Annotated in this window: 14 protein-coding genes; 6 read left to right on the top strand and 8 right to left on the bottom strand. The window is 63.9% G+C overall.

From position 1 onward, the window contains the following. Nucleotides 1-32 precede the first annotated feature (32 nt). The gene (locus tag M2337_RS09370) at nt 33-215 is read left to right on the top strand and encodes a hypothetical protein (RefSeq protein ID WP_264572224.1); all 183 of its coding nucleotides are present in this window, start codon (nt 33-35) and stop codon (nt 213-215) included. Nucleotides 216-218: 3 nt separating this feature from the next. Here M2337_RS09370 and M2337_RS09365 read toward each other — a convergent pair whose 3' ends face one another. The 3 genes from M2337_RS09365 to M2337_RS09355 form a co-directional block, all read right to left on the bottom strand. Further along, complete coding sequence (locus M2337_RS09365) at nt 219-1028, bottom strand: nuclear transport factor 2 family protein (protein ID WP_264570006.1); 810 nt, start codon at nt 1026-1028, stop codon at nt 219-221. After that, nucleotides 1025-1546 (bottom strand): MarR family winged helix-turn-helix transcriptional regulator, encoded by a 522-nt coding sequence (locus tag M2337_RS09360; protein WP_181559323.1) that lies wholly within the window; start codon nt 1544-1546, stop codon nt 1025-1027. Before M2337_RS09360 ends, M2337_RS09365 begins: the two co-directional genes overlap by 4 nt. A 67-nt stretch (nt 1547-1613) precedes the next feature. Then, complete coding sequence (locus M2337_RS09355) at nt 1614-3125, bottom strand: aldehyde dehydrogenase family protein (RefSeq protein ID WP_319799394.1); 1512 nt, start codon at nt 3123-3125, stop codon at nt 1614-1616. Nucleotides 3126-3260: 135 nt separating this feature from the next. Between M2337_RS09355 and M2337_RS09350 the strand changes: the two genes are divergently transcribed. From M2337_RS09350 to M2337_RS09335, 4 genes are all read left to right on the top strand, one after another. After that, complete coding sequence (locus M2337_RS09350) at nt 3261-4910, top strand: GMC family oxidoreductase (RefSeq protein ID WP_264570005.1); 1650 nt, start codon at nt 3261-3263, stop codon at nt 4908-4910. Then, the gene (locus M2337_RS09345) at nt 4907-5287 is read left to right on the top strand and encodes a nuclear transport factor 2 family protein (protein WP_264570004.1); all 381 of its coding nucleotides are present in this window, start codon (nt 4907-4909) and stop codon (nt 5285-5287) included. The genes M2337_RS09350 and M2337_RS09345 overlap by 4 nt, the downstream gene beginning before the upstream one ends. 3 nt (nt 5288-5290) lie before the next feature. Further along, the gene (locus M2337_RS09340) at nt 5291-6916 is read left to right on the top strand and encodes a GMC family oxidoreductase (RefSeq protein ID WP_264570003.1); all 1626 of its coding nucleotides are present in this window, start codon (nt 5291-5293) and stop codon (nt 6914-6916) included. A 126-nt stretch (nt 6917-7042) separates the two neighbouring features. Beyond that, nucleotides 7043-9205 (top strand): S46 family peptidase, encoded by a 2163-nt coding sequence (locus tag M2337_RS09335; protein WP_264570002.1) that lies wholly within the window; start codon nt 7043-7045, stop codon nt 9203-9205. 127 nt (nt 9206-9332) lie between these two features. Here the strand turns inward: M2337_RS09335 and M2337_RS09330 are convergent, their stop codons facing one another. Next, complete coding sequence (locus tag M2337_RS09330) at nt 9333-11846, bottom strand: TonB-dependent receptor (protein ID WP_264570001.1); 2514 nt, start codon at nt 11844-11846, stop codon at nt 9333-9335. A 642-nt stretch (nt 11847-12488) separates the two neighbouring features. Here M2337_RS09330 and M2337_RS09325 point away from each other — a divergent pair. Continuing rightward, nucleotides 12489-13847, top strand: coding sequence for an MFS transporter (locus tag M2337_RS09325; RefSeq protein ID WP_264570000.1), 1359 nt, complete (start codon nt 12489-12491; stop codon nt 13845-13847). 124 nt (nt 13848-13971) lie between these two features. Here M2337_RS09325 and M2337_RS09320 read toward each other — a convergent pair whose 3' ends face one another. The 4 genes from M2337_RS09320 to M2337_RS09305 are packed head-to-tail and all read right to left on the bottom strand — an operon-like array spanning nt 13972 to nt 17901. Next, nucleotides 13972-15426, bottom strand: coding sequence for a carotenoid oxygenase family protein (locus M2337_RS09320; protein ID WP_264569999.1), 1455 nt, complete (start codon nt 15424-15426; stop codon nt 13972-13974). 23 nt (nt 15427-15449) lie between these two features. Further along, nucleotides 15450-16298, bottom strand: a complete 849-nt coding sequence (locus tag M2337_RS09315; protein ID WP_264569998.1) for an alpha/beta hydrolase — start codon at nt 16296-16298, stop codon at nt 15450-15452. Next, nucleotides 16295-17395 carry an NAD(P)-dependent alcohol dehydrogenase gene (locus M2337_RS09310; RefSeq protein ID WP_264569997.1) on the bottom strand — a complete coding sequence of 367 codons (1101 nt, stop codon included), beginning with the start codon at nt 17393-17395 and terminating at the stop codon, nt 16295-16297. The genes M2337_RS09315 and M2337_RS09310 overlap by 4 nt, the downstream gene beginning before the upstream one ends. After that, nucleotides 17395-17901, bottom strand: coding sequence for a nuclear transport factor 2 family protein (locus M2337_RS09305; protein WP_181559312.1), 507 nt, complete (start codon nt 17899-17901; stop codon nt 17395-17397). The genes M2337_RS09310 and M2337_RS09305 overlap by 1 nt, the downstream gene beginning before the upstream one ends.

Here is a 17901-nt window from a genome sequence, read left to right as displayed (position 1 = left end):
CAGACGACAATGAAATCACGAAAGGATTTGAGATGTCGATGCCCGAAGACCCCAAGACGAAAACCGAGACGGACGAAAACCCCGAGGTCCGCGATGCTGGGCCGGATGCGATGAAGCACAAGCCCGCCCCGGGCAAATGGGACGAGATTGACGAAGCCTCGGACGAATCCTTTCCCGCCAGCGACCCGCCGGCATTCCAGCCGTCGATAACTTGACGATCAGGCGGACGCGGGCGGTGCCACGGCGCCTGCCCGCGCCACGTCGATCGTCGCGATTTGCCCATTGCGCAATCCGTAGACCACGAACACGCGCACCTGAATGCTCTCGCCTTGCTTGAGCGGCTTGACCACGAAATCGGGCGCGTCCTGCTGCGCTATGAAGGTGCTGGTACAGTCCACCGCAATTCCATTGTCGTCGATCACCAGCCCATGGATGGTGAGATCTTCCCGTACCGTCTGGAACATGGTGCGATAGAAATCGCAGATGCCATCGCGTCCGTTGATGACAGGCACTGAGGGTAGCCGCAGCACACAGTCCTCTGTGTAATAACGCCCTGCCCGCTCCATATCGCCAGCACTGAACGCCGCCGCATAGGCATGATAGGCTGCCCGCCCGCCCGCATGGGATGAGAGCATCGGCGCCTTGGTGACGCCCTGTTCCGCCGGCCAGGTCATGGAGCACAGTTCCTGGATTTGCCCGGCCTCGTTCAACAGATAGGTCACGAAGAACCGCACCGTCAGAATATCGCCCGGCAGCAAGGGCGCGAAGGGAAAATCGGGGCGCGGCGCGTGGCAGATGAAATCCATGTCCACATCCACGAACAGCCGGTTGCCCTCCTGCAGCACCAGCCTGGGCCGGATGATCTCGCGTACGCCGTCATGGGCCCAGTCGAGGAAATCGAGCAGGCCATCGCGCCCACGGCAGACGCGGGTGCTGCTGTACATCACACAATCCGGCGCGAACCACCGCTCGACAAGGCGATCATCCTGACCTTCGTTGAAGTCGGCGACATAATCGTCGTAATTCAAGGCTTTTTCCTCGCTGAAGGAACGCCTTCACGCCCCATTTGATCGGCCCGTTTGGCCATGCGCAGCAACATGCCGTCCAGGTCCGACAGTTCGGACTCGCTGAAATCGGCCGTCAACATGCTGAAGAACTTGCGCCGGTCCATATGGACCCGCTTGTAGCTGTCCTGCCCCTTTTCGGTCAGCACCAATAGGCTGCTCTTGCGGTTTCGGGGGTTTTCCTCGCGCCGCAGGAAGCCTTCTTCTTCCAGAACCCGCACCGCGCGGCTGACTTCCGCCCGGTCCACCAGCGCCGCGGCCGACACTTCGCTGGCACTTTTGGTGCCCATCACCGCGAGATGGGCCAATACGCGCCACTCCGCCAGCGAGACACCCGCATTGTCCCGGATGTGCTGGACCGAAAGCCGGTCCAGCATCTTGCCGAGCATCAGCAGACGATAAGGAAGGTGGCGGGAATCGAAGATGCGCCAGGCTTCTTCGAGAGGGCCCGCCGCCCCATTGTTGTTATCCTTTGCGCTCAATTGCGCTCCCCCTCTCCTCGGGCCGCCTCAGTTGCCCCGAGGCGGCACTATAATTCGCAGCGCGCCCTTAGAGGGCGACGCTGACCGCCTTGAGCTCGGTATAGGCCTCGACGCCGGCCTTGCCATTCTCACGGCCCCAGCCGGATGCCTTGTAGCCGCCCAGCGGCAACGCGGGATCGACGCCGCCCGAACCGTTGATGCGGATGGTCCCGGATTTGAGGCGCCGGGCCAGCTTGTGCGCGGTGGAGATATTCTGGGTGTAGATGGATGCAGACAAGCCGAACTCCGTCTCATTGCCCCGCGCCGCCAGCGCCGCGACATCGTCCTCATCATTAAAGCGCATCGCGCAGAGCACCGGGCCGAAGATTTCCTCGGCACGCACGCGCATGTCGGGCTTGGTATCCACCAGCACGGTGGGCTGGACGAAATAGCCGCCCTCATAGCCCTCACCGGAGAGGCGATCGCCGCCGGCAAGCACGCTGGCGCCTTCCTGGCGGCCGGACTCGATATAACCGGTCACGCGGTCAAGCTGCGCCGCGCTGACCAGCGGGCCGATCATGGTCGAGGCATCGAGGGTCTGGCCGACCTTCATGCCCCGCGCCATGTTCACCACGCCTTCCAGCACGGCATCGGCCACCTTCTCATGCACGAACAGGCGCGATCCCGCCGCGCAGACCTGACCGGCATTGAAGAAGATACCCATCGCCGCTGCCGGAATGGCCTTGGAGAGGTCCGCATCCGCAAAGATATAGGTGGGCGACTTGCCGCCCAGTTCGAGCTGCACGCGCTTGAAGTTCGTCTTGGAGGCTTCGATGATCGCCTTGCCGGTCACCGTCGAACCGGTGAACGAGACCTTGTCGACATCGCGGTGCGCAGCCAGCGCCGCGCCAGCGGTCCGGCCGAAACCCGAAACGATGTTGATCACGCCCTCGGGGAAGCCCGCCTCAAGCACCAGCTCGCCCAGCCGCAGCGTGCTGAGCGGGGTCTGCTCGGCCGGCTTGAGCACGACGGTGCAGCCCGCTGCGATCGCAGGGGCGAGCTTGCCCATCGCCATCACCAGCGGGAAGTTCCACGGCACGATCTGCGCGCACACACCAACCGGCTCGCGCAGCACGTAGGAGAGCCATTCGCCCGGTGCGCTGATCTCTGCGGTCTCACCGAAAATCTTGGTCGCCCAGCCGGCATTGTAGCGCAGCTGGCCAACGGCGCCCGCAACGTCGATCATCCGCGAGAACTGGATGGGGCGGCCTACGTCCAGCGTCTCCAGCAGCGCCAGTTCCTCGGCATTGGCTTCGAGCAGATCGGCGAGCTTGAGCAGCAAATTCGTCCGCTCGGTCGGCTTCACGCCCGACCAGGCACCCTCGAACGCCTTGCGCGCGGCGGCGACGGCCCGGTCCACATCGACCTCGCCGGCGCTCGCGACATTAGCGATGAGTTCACCGGTCGAGGGGTTGAGCGTTTCGAAGGTTTCGCCGGATGCGGCCTCGACCCACTGCCCGCCGATCAACATTTTGACCGGGCCGTTAGCGTAGCGCATACGCAATTGCTCAAGCAGACCGGGATTATAAGGCGCATTCATCGAAACAGACATCCTTTCCAGCAGCCGTCGGTACCCTGACGGCAGAGATCATGTTGAATCATCATGATCTCCTCAATAACAGCAGACATGCGTCCACGCCAACTCTAGCGCGCCGGAAGTCCATGGAGAGTGACTTTGTCCGAAAATTCCTTTGATTATGTGATTGTCGGCGCGGGGTCCGCGGGGTCGGTGCTCGCGGCGCGACTCACCGAGGACCCGAATGTGCGCGTCCTGCTGCTGGAGGCAGGCGGTGGTGGCGACGACTGGCTGATTCGAATGCCGCTCGGTTTCCTCAAGGCGCTGTTCAAGCCCGGCTACACCTGGCCCTATTGGACCGAGCCGGAGCCGCACATGAACAACCGCAAGCTGATCCTGCCGCGCGGCCGGCTGCTCGGCGGCTCCAGCTCGATCAACGGCATGGTGTTCATGCGCGGTCACAGCGCCGATTTCGATCGCTGGGCGCAGATGGGCTGCAAGGGCTGGGGCTATGCCGATGTGCTCCCCTATTTCCGCAAGATGGAGCGCAGCTGGCGCGGCGCGTCCGATCTGCACGGCGCAGACGGCCCGCTGAGCGTCACGCCGAACGCGACGAAATGGCTGCTGCATGACGAACTGATGGCCGCCGCGAAGAACGCCGGCTTCCCGATCACCGACGACATTCACGATGGCGATGAGGAAGGCGTAGGCCGCGTCGAGCTGACCATCGACAAGAATGGCCGCCGGGCCTCGACCTATGCCGCCTATCTCAAGCCCGCTATGGATCGGCCCAATCTGACGGTTCTGACCAACGCGATGACCCAGCGCGTGCTGACCGAAGGCAAGCGGGCGACGGGCGTGGAGTATCGCCACGACGGCATTCTCAAGACCGCCCTTGCCCGACGCGAGGTCATCCTTTCGGGCGGCAGCTACAATTCGCCGCAGTTGCTCATGCTCTCCGGCATTGGCCCGGCGCAGCATCTGCGCGAGATGGATATCCCGGTCGTGCATGACCTGCCCGGCGTCGGCGAGAATCTCTCGGAGCACCCCCGCACACCGGTGCTGTTCGAGGCCTCGCCGGTCACCTTCGTCAACGAGTTGCGCTTCGACAAGGCGACGCTCTCCGTGCTGCGCTGGTACTTCATGGGCACCGGCCCCTTTGCGCGGCAGGTGAACAGCGCCAACCCGGTGCTGCGCACCGACCCGCGCCTCGCCCAGCCGGACATTCAACTCTGGTGCAACCCGGTGACGCTGGATGCGCATTTGTGGTTCCCCGGCATCAAGAAGCGTCCGCCGCACAAGCTGACCGCCGACGTCATCCTGCTCCACCCGGAAAGCCGGGGCCGGGTATTCCTCAAATCGCCCAAGGCCGACGATCATGTCGGCATTTTCCTCAACCTGTTCAGCGCGCCGGCCGATTTCGCGACGGCGCGGGCGGGCATCCGCATTGCGCGGAAGATCTATGCCACTTCGCCGCAAGCCGAGATCACCGGCAAGGAAATCTCGCCCGGCGCCGAGGTGGTGAGCGATGAAGCGCTGGATGAGCATATCCGCGCCACCACGACGACCACGCAGCATCCGCTCGGCACCTGCCGGATGGGCACAGGCCCGATGGCGGTGGTCGATCCGCAGCTGCGGGTGATCGGCATGGAGGGCCTGCGGGTCATCGATGCCTCGGTGATGCCGGACGAGACCGGCGGCAACATCAATGCGCCCACCATCATGCTCGCCGAGCGGGCGGCGGACATCCTCAAGGGCAAGGTTCTGCCCGCTGACGAACTGGTTCACACAGGAGAGTATGCCGCATGACCCGCGAGGATTTCGAGCGCTATATCGGCGCCTTCAACGCCAATGATTTCGATGGCTTCACCAGCTTCTACGCAGATGACGTGGATTTTCAGCTTGGGGACCGGATGCACATCGTCGGCCGGGAGAAGATCGGCGAGTTCTATCGCGGCGTGAAGGCGCATTTCGAGGAGACGCTGACCATCCTCGATCTCATTCTCGCCGATGACGGCGCAGCGCTGCGGGTCCACACCCGCTTCGAGACGATCAAGGACTGGCCCGAGTTCGAAATGTGGCCGACCAAGAAGGGCGATGTGCGCGAGATCGAGAGCATCATCCTGTACCGTATCGCGAACGGCAAGTTCACCCACATCAAATCCGCCCGCTTCAAGGAACTCTGAGTCTTGGCCAACAGCTCCACGCCCGACTTCATCGTCATCGGATCCGGCTCGGCCGGCGCAGTCATCGCCGCCCGCCTGTCGGAAGATCCCAATGCCAAGGTCCTCGTGCTGGAGGCCGGACGCCGCGAGCGCGACATCCGCCTGACCATGCCGATCCTCTTCCCGTTCGTCATGGCCGATCCCAAGTTCAACTGGAGCTATATGGGCGAGCCGGAACCGTTCGCAGATAACCGCCAGATCCGCCAGCCGCGCGGCAAGGCGCTGGGCGGCTCCTCGATGATCAACGGCATGCTCTACGCGCGCGGCCATGCGCGGGATTATGACGAGTGGCGCCAGCTCGGCAACGAGGGCTGGAGCTATGACGATGTGCTGCCCTACTTCAAGAAATCGGAAAATCATTGGGGCCCTGAGGACCATTGGCATGGCAAGGGCGGACCGCTCAGCGTCAAGCAGCAGCCCAAGACCAACGATCTCTACCAGCGGTTCATCAGCACGGTGAAATCGCTCGGCTATGACGAGCGCGACAGTTTCCACCGCGCCGAGCAGGAAGGCTGGGGACCGCCGCCGCTCAACATCCATGAGGGCACGCGCGCCAGCACCGCCGCGCGCTTCCTCATTCCGGCGATGTCGCGGCCCAATCTGACGGTTGAGACCGGCGCGCTGGTCACCCGCATCGAGGTCGCCAACGGCCGCGCGGTCGCGGTCCATTATCGCGACAGCGAAGGCCGGGACAAACGGGTCGTCGCCGGACAGGAAATCATCCTTTCGGGCGGTGCCTATAATTCGCCCCAGGTGCTGCTGCTCTCCGGCATCGGCCCGGCCGAGCATCTCGCCGAGCAAGGCATCGATGTGGTGCATCACCTTCCCGGCGTCGGCATGAACCTGCAGGACCACCCTTCCGTCGCGATGGTCAATGCAGCGGCGCGCAGCGTGACGCTGACCGACAGCCTGCGCATCGACCGTTCCGCCCTTGCCGCGCTGCAATGGCTGCTGACGCGCGGCGGCATGATCGCGGATATGCCGGTGACCGCCAACGGCTTCATCAAGACCCGGCCCGAGCTTGAGCGGCCGGATGCGCAGTGCCTGTTCCAGCCGACGATGATCGGCGCGCAGACCTGGTTCCCCGGCTGGCGCAAGCCCAAGGCGGACGTAGTGGCAATGGCCTGCGTGCTGCTAAGGCCCGAGGGTCGCGGCTGGGTGAAGCTGCGCTCGGCAAACCCGACGGAAAAGCCGCGCATCCTCTCCAACGTGCTCTCCACCGAGATAGACCGGGCCTTCTTCCGCCGCCTCGTGCCGCAACTGCGCGAGATATTCTCCACCGCACCGTTGAGCGACGTTTTGCGCGGGGAGGTGATGCCCGGCCCGAATGTGAAGAGCGATGCGGAGATCGATGCCTGGGTGCGCAGCGCAATCAACACCGCCCTGCACCCGGTCGGCACCTGCGCCATGGGGCAGGATGACATGGCGGTGGTCGATCCGCGCCTGCGCGTCCACGGCCTCCAGGGCCTGCGCGTGGCCGATGCCGCCATCATGCCGCGAATCGTGGGTGGCAACACCAATGCCGCAAGCATCATGATCGGCGAGAAGGCTGCGGACATGATCAAGGCGGACAACGGCCTGCAGGCCTGAGGCGACCTTGCCGGTGACGTAACGTCAGCTCAGGGCGGCCCGGTCGAACGGGCTGCCCCGGCTTGCGTTCGCCCATTCATGGCGCGATAGGCAGGGCAACCTCAAAATTTGCAGGAGCCTTGCCTCATGCCTCGGCGTGTCCATCATATCGTTTCTCTCGCGGGCTGCACCGCCCTCCTCGCCCTCGCCGCACCGGCCGCTGCCAATGAAGGCATGTGGATGCCGGGCCAGATCAAGGACATTGGCGCCGCGCTCAAGGCCGACGGCCTGGCGCTCTCACCCGATCAGCTGGGACGGCTGGATGCCGCGCCGCTGAACGCCATCGTTTCGCTCGGCGGCTGCTCGGCTGCATTCCTCAGCCCCGAAGGGCTGGTCGCGACCAACCATCACTGCGTGCAGGGGTCGATCCAGTATAATAGCGGCGAAGGCCGGGATTATCTGACCAATGGCTTTCTCGCCAAGGAGCTGGGCGAGGAACTGCCCGCCGCGCCCGGATCGCGCATCTATGTGATCGAGGATCTGCGCGACGTGACCAGCGCGATGATGCGCGGCGTAACGCCCCGCCTGGATGGCCTCGCCCGCTACGAGAAGCTGGACGCCAATCGCAAGGCGTTGATCTCGGCGTGCGAGAAGCAGGCCAACCGCCGCTGCGACGTGCGGCCTTATTATGGCGGCGCGGCTTATTATCTCCAGCAGCAGCTTGAGATTCAGGACGTGCGCCTCGTCTACGCGCCGGCCGAAGGGCTCGGCAATTTTGGCGGCGAGACGGACAATTGGATGTGGCCGCGCCACACCGGCGACTTCGGCTTTTATCGCGCCTATGTCGGGCCGGACGGCAGCTCAAAGCCTTTCGCGAAGGAGAACGTCCCCTACCGCCCGAAATCCTGGCTGCGCATTGCCTCGCAGGGTGTGAAGGAAGGCGATTTCGTGATGGTCGCCGGTTTCCCCGGCACCACCAACCGCCTGCGCACCAGCGATGAAGTGCTGTTCAACTTCGCGGAATATGAGCCGCTCTGGCAGCGTCTGCTGAGCGACTATGCAACGCAGATCGACAAGGTCACGGCAGGCGATCGCGAGGCGCAGATCCGCTACGCCTCCATCCTCGCGGGGGCCGAGAATTACGAGAAGAAGCTCGCCGGCGACCTCGTCGGTGCCGACGCCATCCGCCTTGATGAGCGCAAGCCGGCCGAGGAAAAGGCCTTCCGCGACTGGGTCGCTGCCGACGCGGCCCGTCAGACGCGCTACGGGGCGGACATTGCGGCGCTGGATGCGGTGGTCATCGAGAATAACAAGGCTTCCCTCACCGGCCTGCGCACGTCCCTGCTCAACCGCGCGCAACTGCTCGGCGCAGCCCGCACCCTGTATCGCTGGGCCAAGGAGCAGGAAAAGCCCGACGCCCAGCGCGAGAGCGGATTCCAGCAGCGTGACCGCGAGAGCATTGTCGACCGGCTCCGTCAGGTCGAGCGCCGCTTCCTGCCCAAGATCGATCGTCAATTGTTCGAGGCTGCGCTCGTCGAATATCGCCAGCTCGACGCGGCGGATCGCGATGCCAAGTTCGAGGCCGCGCTGACGCAGATCGGCTTCGACCGGCTCTATAGCGAGACCAAGCTAGGCGACACGCCGACCCGGCTGGGCTGGCTGGACAAGCCCGCCTCCGCCTTCGAGACTTCGGACGATCCGTTCATCAAGCTCGCCATCGCGCTCTATGCCGGCGACATGGAAAGCGAGCAGGCCGCCAAGGCTCGCTCGGGTCGCACGCAGGCTGCGCGGGCGGGCTATATGAAGGGTCTGATGGCCTATAAACAGGCGGCCGGCCTGCCCCTCTATCCCGATGCCAACAGCTCGCTGCGCCTGACCTGGGGCAAGGTCATGGGCAAGGAGAAGGACGGCCAGATCTGGACCGCCTTCACCACCGCCGAGGGCCTTCTCGCCAAGCAGACCGGCAAGGGCGAGTTCAATGCCCCGCAGGGCGCAATCGATGCGATCAAGGCCAAGGACTACGGCCCCTATGCCGCGCCAGAGCTGGGCACGCTGCCGGTGGACTTCATGTCCAATGTCGACATTACCAATGGCAACTCGGGTTCCTCGACGCTGAACGCGCGCGGCGAATTCGTCGGCCTGGCCTTCGACGGCACGCTGGAAGGCGTGATCTCCGACTGGGCCTATGTGGCCGAGCGCAACCGCACGATCCATGTCGACAGCCGCTTCATGCTCTGGACGATGGACAAGGTCGACGGCGCGCAGCGGCTGCTCAAGGAAATGGGCGTCACGCCCGTCGCCAGCCGCTGAGGCACAAGGACGGGGCGGCGCGGCCGCCCTGTCCGCTGCTCTCTCACACGCACCAAAAGAGAAAGGCCGCTCCGGATGTCTCCGGGGCGGCCTTTCCTTATGTCAGCCTGATGCTGTCAGGCGCTCGTCAGAAGCTCTTGCGAACCGAGAGATACCACTCGCGGGGACGGCCCGGCTGGGCTTCCGTGGTGGGCTGGCCGAAGGGCACCAGATCGAAGATGTTGTAGTAGTACTGCTTGTTGAACAGGTTGGTCGCACCGACCGCAACGGTCAGGTCGCCCGCATCGTTCTGGTAGCTGATCCGCCCGTTGAACACGGCGCGGCCGGGGATCTGGGCGATCGGGCTGCGCGAGTTGAACGAGATCTTCGACTGATAGAAGCCGTCGATCCGCGGCGTGATGGAGCCACCCAGTTGCTCGACGGGAATCTCGTACTGAATGCCAGCCGAACCCGTCCACTGCGGCACATAAACCGGCGTCTGGTTCACCACGAGCGGATCGTTGCGCAGTTCCGGCGCATCGAAATGCGTGTAACCGCCCGCGAGGTTGAACGTCAGGCCATCGACCGGACGGGCCTCCAGCTCGACCTCGAAGCCCTTCACCTTGCCCGGCGAATTGACGTAGTTGGTCTTGGAGATGCAAGCCACGCCAATGCCCTGCGCGAGGTTGACCGCACCGTCCGTCGCCGGATTATAGGCGCGGCACAGCTCGTTGCCGCCGGTCACAGCCGGATCGACCTGCGTCCCGGCGAGCGTGCAGACACCGGTCGTGCCGTTGTTGATGCACTCCGAACCGCTCTGCGAGACGATGCGCGAGGAGTAGTCCGAATAGAAGCCAGCGATGTTGAGGCGCAGGCGACGGTCGAAGAAGTCACCCTTGAAGCCGAGTTCATAGGCGACCATTTCCTCGGCCGCGACGGGCACGAGCTGCGAGGCCTGGAACGGACGCGGGTTGAACGCACCGGGACGATAGCCCGACGCGACCGAGCCGTAGACCATGACGGAATCGGTCAGCTTGTAGTCCGCGCCGAAGCGGTAATCGATGCGGTCGTCCTTGACGAGCACAGGACGGATGATGCCGCCCTGGCCATTGTTGAACAGCGTGTCCTTGGTATCCTCCGAATAACGCAGGCCAGCGGTGAGCTGCAGGCGATCGAGCGGACGGACCTGCGCCTGAGCATAAGCGGCCTTCGCTTCGCTATCCACGCTGATGCGGGCGTTCTGCTGGAAGTTGAGGAACGGGATCGAGACGTTGGACGTCGTGAGGCCCTTGCCCTTGTAGTAGAACAGACCGGCGGTCACATCGAACAGCGGGCTCGTGTAGTTGAGGCGCGGTTCCACCGTCCACTGCTCATGGGTGATGATGGACTTGGTGGTCTGCAGGCTCAGCGGCGAGCCGTCGGTATCGTTCACGGCGGTCGTGAAGACGTTGCGGTAGCTGCCCAGCACGGTGAGCGTCAGGTCCTGGGTCAGATCGACCACGGCCTTGCCGCTGAAGCCGTAATTCTCGATCACAGCCTTGCGGTCGAAGCACTGGCCGCCACGGTCCGACCCACCGTTGTAATAAGTGCCGGCGATGTTGGTCCCAGCCGGGATCGGATCGCAATAGGTGGCATAGGTGGTGTAAGGGCTGTTGGTGAGGAAGCGGCTGTCATAGCTGACCCCCCACAGCGGCTGATAAACGGCCGTATCAAGAGCCTGCGTGGCTGCGCTCGGCACGATACGCAGCTGCTTGTTTGCCACCGCCGGGGAATCGTCGTTGGTGTAGTCAGCCGAGAGCGTCAGGTCGATGCCGGTGCCGGCGTAACGCAGCGCACCGCGCAGGGCGACGACGCTTTCACCGCCATAGCGGCCCAGTTCGCAATCGGTCTGCGAGGCGCCGGAGAGGAAGCCGTCCGAGGGATCGAGCGAGGGGAACCTGCCGGCGAGGCCAGGCGTGCCCTGACGCACCATATCGCAACGGAAGTCGAGCAGCTTCTGGTAGCCCTTGCGCTTCTTCGACACGCCCGAAACGCGGAAGAAGAGGTTCTCAGAAAGCGGCACGTTGAAGCCGGCGCGCAGGTCGGTGCGGTTGTAGCTGCCCACGGTCGCTTCGACATAGGCCGAAGGCGTCGCGTCAGGTGCCTTGGAGATCAGGTTGACGGCGCCACCAATGGCGTTGCGGCCGAACACCGTGCCCTGCGGGCCGCGCAGCACTTCGACGCGCTCAAGGTCGAGCAGATCGAAGGTCGAGCCGGCGAGCAGCGCATAATATTGGTCATCGACATAAAAGGCCACGCCCGGCTCGAACGCCAGATTGAAGTCATACTGGCCGATGCCGCGGATATAGGCCTGCACGGCGCGGCCAAAAGAGGCGTTCGCTGCCGCAAAGCTGGCGTTCGGCACGATGGCCGCAACGTCCTGAATGTTGTTGATCGCCCGATCGGTCAGCGCATTAGCGGTTACGGCGGTGATGGCCAGCGGCGTTTCCTGCAGGTTGGTGGCCGAGCGCGTCGCGGTCACGACGATCTCTTCGACACCGGCGCGCTGGGGCTGCGCCTGGGCAGCGGCATCGTCCTGCGCCTGTGCGGGCGCTGCGATGCTCATGGCAAAGACGGACGCACCCGCCATGCCCAGAAGCTTGTTCCTCAACGAAAACGACATTCCAAATCTCCCAAAACGCGGGCGCAGGCCCATTGATCGATGGGTGAATGCCTCGCCGCATCCCCGCGCCGCCCGGAGACAGCGCCGCCCGCGAACAGGCCAGGACACCACGCAGCTTCACCGCGTTATTGGAGTGATCAGCAGGGAGTGGACTTATGCGCCAAGACGAACGAGATCGCCTTTGCCTGTGAGCCGACCAGGCACGATGAGGGCCTGATCGAAGCCACGGGCTTCGCCTGTACTGCATCCTTCTCCCGCTGGCATAAGACCAGCCGAGCATCGCCAATACTCCGAGATATTGACTTTGCCCGATACTCCAGCCTGCGCCATTGGAAGAGCACCGATGAGAAAACAAGAAAATTTCTCATCGAGCAGGAAATATTGATGACTTTGTCAGAAAGTGTCGCATCCAGGCCACGATGGACCCTGGCCTGCGGGCCGGTGGCGCCTCTTGTTCCGATCACGTCGAAGCCGCGTCGCGCCCGCTCTTACGCGGCGCCCATGGGCGACATTGCTGCCCATCACAACCGCTAATCTGCAGCTTTGCCTTATAAGGATGTTGATTCCCCATCAACACCGTGTTTTGGTGCAATCCGATAAAAAGCCCGGCTGGTCGGCCGGATGGATGCGGGATGGCTGAATATGAACAGGTTTGACGTCGAAGACTTCATCGATCGGTCGCGGATCAGCGCCACCCAGATCATGGCGCTGCTCGTCTGCGTTCTGGTCTGCTTCATCGACGGGTTCGATATCTTCATGATCGGCAAGATCGCGCCGGCCATCGCTGCAGATTTCGGAGAGACCTCCGAGGCCATGACCAAGGTGTTCGTTTATCAGCAGATCGGCCTCGCCATTGGTGCCTTCAGCATCGCCCCGCTGGCGGACCGGTTCGGACGGCGGTTCATGCTCATGGTCTCCTGCCTCATCTTCGGCACGATCACCATCGGCAGCATCCATGCCCAGACGCTCACGCAGCTGGCTGTTCTGCGCGGCATTGCCGGCGTGTTCATGGCGGCGGGCCTGCCCATGGCCATGGCGCTGATCTCCGAGCTGACCCCCAAACGCAAACGCTCGACGCTGATCTCTCTGGCGCTTGTCGGCTTCTCGACCGGCAGTGCCGCCAGCGGCGTCGTCGCGGCGTGGCTGCTGGACAGCTATGGCTGGGAAAGCGGCTTCTGGATCGGCGGCCTTGTGCCGATTACCTGCGCGGTGCTGCTCTTCCTGATCGTGCCGGAATCGCTCAAGTTCCGGGCCGAGCGCAACCCGTCCGACCAGCGGATCGCGACCACGATCCGCAAGATCGACCGCAATGTCGACCTGCGGGGCGACGAACTGTTCGTGATCGAGAGCGGTGGCGCCAAGGGGCGCAAGGCCAAGCTGTCCGACGTGTTCTCCGAGGGTCGCCTGACCATGACGGCACTGGTCTGGGCTGCCTGCACCCTCAGCATGACCAACACGGCCCTGCTTAGCGCCTGGATGCCGACCTTCTTCCTCGAAATGGCGGGCGTCCCCATCCAGGATTTCGCGAAGGTCGCCATGATCGGCTATCTCGGCGGGGTCGCGGGCACGCTCTCCATCGGCTGGCTGATGGACCGGATGCGCCCTGCCCTGCTCATCGCCTGCTTCTATGTGATGCTGGCCGTGACCATCAACCTGCTGGGCTGGGTGCCCTTCTACTCCGCCTTCTTCGTGGTCGCGCTGCTCACCTGGCAGTTCTTCCAGACCGGCGGACAGTCCGGCCTCAACACGATGATCGCCCAAGTCTATCCGCCCCGGATGCGCAGCACGGCATTGGGCTGGGCCGGTGGCGCCGGGCGCATTGGCGGCATCGTGGCGCCGATTGCGGGCGGCTTCGCGCTCGCCCAGCACTACTCGCTGCAACTCACCCTCGCGCTGACGGCAGCGCTACCGCTTGGCACCGCGATCTTGATGTTCGCCCTCGCCTATATCCGCCGCCAGGAAGAGGCGAAGGATAGAGAGCCCGTCACCCTCGCGCATTGATATGCGCGCTCGACGGTTGCCGAGCGAAAGGAAAAGGGCGGCCTCGCGATGATGCGAGGGCCGCCCTTTCTGTTTGAGGTCCGCCCGGTCTACAGGAAACCGGTCAGCCGATAGGTGTAAGCGATCAGGCCGCCGAGCTGAGCTTCATATTATACTGGCCGCTCTTGAGCGTCTCCTCCGGCACCCAGGTGCCGTGGAAGGTCGAGCGGACGCGGACGGGCAGCTTGAGCAGCGCAACCGGCCCCGCCGCCAGGTTTTGCGCGTCGAGAATGGCCAGATCGCTGCGGTTCTTCGCACCGCGTGCGACCAGCACGAGCAGCCATCCATCGCCTTCCGGCGCATCCGGCGTGCGCGGCACGAACTGCGCCTCCTGCACGCTATCGCCCGGGCCGGGCTTCCAGATTTGGAACTCGCCTGTCTGGTTGTCGAACCGCGCCGTGCCGCTCGATCCATCCTGCGCGCGTGCGAGCAGGAAGCCATAGCGATAGGGCCGCCCCTGATAGCGATCGTCCGTGCGCGGCATCTCGCCCGGAATGTTCAGCAGACGCTGCGTGGTGAAGCTGTCCTCATTGCTGGCAAGATCGAACGTCATGCGCGTCAGGAATGGCGGAACCGGCGCCGTCTCCTCACCCTGCGGCGTGGTGAAGAAGGGGAAGCAGTTGCCATCATAATAGCACAGGTCGAGGTGGACCTTCGTGCCCTCGCGATAGGCATTCATCATGTGACCGGCGCTGCCGGTCGGCCCCTTGAACCAGCGAATATCCTCCGCCTTGCCATAACGCGGCACCAGCGCGACATGCACCGGCTGGTCGGGATGCCACTGATAATAAGGCCCGCCCTGCTTCACCACGTCGAGATCGGTGATGAGCGGGAAGAACGGCACGACCACCCATTCATCCGTGATCGCGAAATCATGGACGCAGGCCGCATAGGGCATCTCGAACCAGATCTCTGTCTTAATCTTGCGATCCGGCCCGAAGACGTAGAACACGAAGTCCTTGGTCGCGTCGCCCTTGGCCTGATAGCCGAACGCCAGCAACTCGTTGGTGATTGGGTCTACCTTGGGGTGCGCCGTAAACGTCTCGGACAATATCTGTCCGTCGAAATCCACGCGGCCCTTGGTTTCCAGCGTGTCGGGGTCGATCTCGTAAGGGAGGTCGTCCTCCTTCAACGCATAGAGATGGCCGGCATGGAACATCGCTGTGGTGTTGGCCGTGCCGAGATGGATGTCCTTCGCGCTTTCATCGGCCGTATAGCGGTTGCGATAGCTGCCGAAGAGCCCGCGACGGGCGGCTTTCTGCGCCTTGTAGCGATCCGTCTCGACCCATTTGACGACATAATCCGCCTGATTGTCCTTGAAGCGGATCATGTGCATCTGGCCTTCGCCATCGATGAAGATGTCATCGGTGCGGCCGGAGGGATATTGCCGGTCGGCACCGACGCGATACAGGCCGCCTTCCAGCCCATCGGGGATGGCGCCGGAAATCAGCTCCAGCCCACGCAGCTCGATATTGGCGCGCATCGGCTCGCCCCAGCCGCGATAGAGCTCGACGTCCGGAAATTGAATGGGTTCGACCATGGGGTCCTCCTGAAGAATCTGCCTCAGACGGTGGCGATGAAGTTCATGATGTGATGCTCAAGGTCGCTGTCTGGCGTCCCGATCTCGAGCACAGGTGACAGGTGGTTGTGGCCTCCCAGCCAATGCAGCCTTGGAAAGGCCTTGTTGGTTATGGCGTAGCGGGCAGCCAGGCTCGCGGCCTGCTGCTGGAACGGGACCGGATCGAACTCGCAGACCGAGAAAAACAGCGGGATCTTGCTGGTGAGCAGCCCGGCCACGGTGGACGCCTGCGCCCAGCCGGCCGGGTCCTCGCCATAATAGGATTTCTGGAACTGGTTCGGCTCTGCCGCGGCCACGTCGTAAATCCCTGAGCACATCAGCGCGCCGGCAATCTGTGGCGAGAAGCGCGCGACGCAATCGGCCACGTGCACCGCGCCGGCCGACTGGCCCATCACGAAGATGCGATCCGGATCGCCGCCAAATTGCGCCACATTCTCGCGCAGCCAGATGACGGCATTGGCCACGTCCTCACCGCCGGCCGGCCAAGTGGCGGCGGGCGCGAGGCGGTACGTCATGGTGACGCCGACATAGCCCTCATCCACGGCGAAGCTGCCGATATTGTCGTAAAAGGGCGAGCCTTCGGTGGTCTTGTCGCCCATCACGAAGCCGCCGCCATGGACGAACACCAGCACCGGCGCGCCGGAAAGCCCGTCGCGTGTGAAGATATCCAGCCGGTTGCGCGCATCGGGACCATATTGATGGTCGCGCGTCACCCTGGCGCCAGCCGGAATACCGGGCTGCAGGGCACGGTAAATTCCCTGCGTGCCGCCCATCATGTCCGGGGTCAGTTCCGTGCCGAATGCTTTAAGTTGTTTGCGGATTTCGGGAGTCATGCAGCATCTCCAACCTTGAGCACCGGCTTGATCACCGTGCCCGCCTCACAATCATGAAACGCCTTGCCGATCTCATCGAAGGCGTAGGTCTCGATCAGCCGATCGAACGGGAAGCGCCCTTGCCGCCAGTAATCGATCAGCATGGGCAGGAAGGTGCGCGGATTGGCGTCGCCGCCGAGGATACCGCGCAACTGCTTGCCACCGGCCAGCATGGGGAACATGGCCGGCGCCCACTCCCCTCGAGGCGCCGCGACGAAGCCAGCAGTGCCGTTCATGGCGAGGCATTCCAGCGCCATGGTGTGGACGGCCGGCACGGTGGTGGTGTTGAAGGTGAAATCCACGCCGCGACCGGTAACCGCGCGGATCTGCTTGGCGACGTCCTCGCCGTCCGAGCGGATCGCATCGGTCGCGCCCAGTTCGCGCGCAAGCTCCAGCCGGCCCGGGTTGATGTCCACCGCGACGATCCGCTTCGCGCCCACCAGCTTGGCGGCCATCACCGCCGAGAGGCCGACACCACCGACCCCGAAGATGGCGATGGTGTCCCCTGCCCCCACCTTCAGCGCCTCGATCACCGATCCGGCGCCGGTGATGACGCCGCAGCCGAGCGGGGCCAGCAGCTCCAGCGGAATATCCTTGTCCACCTTCACCGCCGTGCGCTCCGGCACGATGCTGTGGGTCGCGAACGAAGACTGGCCGAAGAAATGCGAGTGGATGCGCTCATCCCCGCAAGTGAGCGCCGTCGAGCCATCCAGGCGCTTGCCGCCGAAGTTCATCGGCATCGCGAGATCGCAATAGGTCGGACGTCCGGCCACGCAACTGGGGCACACGCCGCAGCTGCTGCCCGAGAGGAGCACATGGTCGCCCACCGCGAACCCGCGCACGCCCTCGCCCAGCGCCTCGACCACGCCCGCGCCCTCATGGCCGAGCACGATGGGATGCGGCGCGTGACGGCCGGGATGCTCATGCAGATCTGTGTGGCAGATGCCGACCGCGACCATGCGCACGAGCATCTCGCCCGGGCGCGGCGCTTCCAGCTCCAGCGTTTCAAGCACGGGCGCCGGCTGATTGCCGCGACTGACGGCAGCGGTGATCTGCATCACTTCTTCCCCGCGACCGGCGGAGCCTGATGGCTCGGCTTTTTCTTGAGCAGGATCTCGCCTTTCCACGGCACCTGATCGGCCGCCGTCCAGGCGTTGACGTGCAGTGACTGGAAGCGCCACACGCCTTCCTTCTTGGTCACATGGTCCTGCCGTGTGCCGATGCCGAACACGAAGTTGGTGTGGTAATCGGTCTGGAACTGGAGGATCTGGAAGAAACAGCGCACGTCCACCTCGCCCTGCTCCGGGCGTGGATCCATGATCAGCGTGTTCATGATGTGCTGGCGCCCGTACCACCAGCTCTGCCGGTCGTTCCAAAGCGAGCGCAGATTCTCGAGGATCGCCTCATGGCCCTGCACGCGGCCCTGCCAGAGATGATCGAACCATGCATCCTGCGCGAAGGTCGACATCGCCGTCTCTTCATCGGCGAGGTCGATGCCCCAGGCGTAGCGCGAATAAAGCTCCTGAATTTCGAGCCGGTCGAGTGCGCTCAGTTCCCATGCCAT

The sequence above is a fragment of the Sphingobium sp. B2D3A genome (assembly GCF_025961795.1).
In the GTDB taxonomy this organism is placed as follows: domain Bacteria; phylum Pseudomonadota; class Alphaproteobacteria; order Sphingomonadales; family Sphingomonadaceae; genus Sphingobium.
Note: the sequence above shows the minus strand (reverse complement) of the source record. Positions and strands in the feature narration are given on the sequence as shown.

Bases quoted from the DNA above. Each gene is read 5' to 3' on its own strand.
- M2337_RS09355 (WP_319799394.1), bottom strand. From the start codon at position 3,125: ATGAATGCGCCTTATAATCCCGGTCTGCTTGAGCAATTGCGTATGCGC.
- M2337_RS09335 (WP_264570002.1), top strand. From the start codon at position 7,043: ATGCCTCGGCGTGTCCATCATATCGTTTCTCTCGCGGGCTGCACCGCC.
- M2337_RS09330 (WP_264570001.1), bottom strand. From the start codon at position 11,846: ATGTCGTTTTCGTTGAGGAACAAGCTTCTGGGCATGGCGGGTGCGTCC.
- M2337_RS09315 (WP_264569998.1), bottom strand. From the start codon at position 16,298: ATGACTCCCGAAATCCGCAAACAACTTAAAGCATTCGGCACGGAACTG.
- M2337_RS09305 (WP_181559312.1), bottom strand. From the start codon at position 17,901: ATGGCATGGGAACTGAGCGCACTCGACCGGCTCGAAATTCAGGAGCTT.
- M2337_RS09320 (WP_264569999.1), bottom strand. From the start codon at position 15,426: ATGGTCGAACCCATTCAATTTCCGGACGTCGAGCTCTATCGCGGCTGG.
- M2337_RS09370 (WP_264572224.1), top strand. From the start codon at position 33: ATGTCGATGCCCGAAGACCCCAAGACGAAAACCGAGACGGACGAAAAC.
- M2337_RS09345 (WP_264570004.1), top strand. From the start codon at position 4,907: ATGACCCGCGAGGATTTCGAGCGCTATATCGGCGCCTTCAACGCCAAT.
- M2337_RS09310 (WP_264569997.1), bottom strand. From the start codon at position 17,395: ATGCAGATCACCGCTGCCGTCAGTCGCGGCAATCAGCCGGCGCCCGTG.
- M2337_RS09325 (WP_264570000.1), top strand. From the start codon at position 12,489: ATGAACAGGTTTGACGTCGAAGACTTCATCGATCGGTCGCGGATCAGC.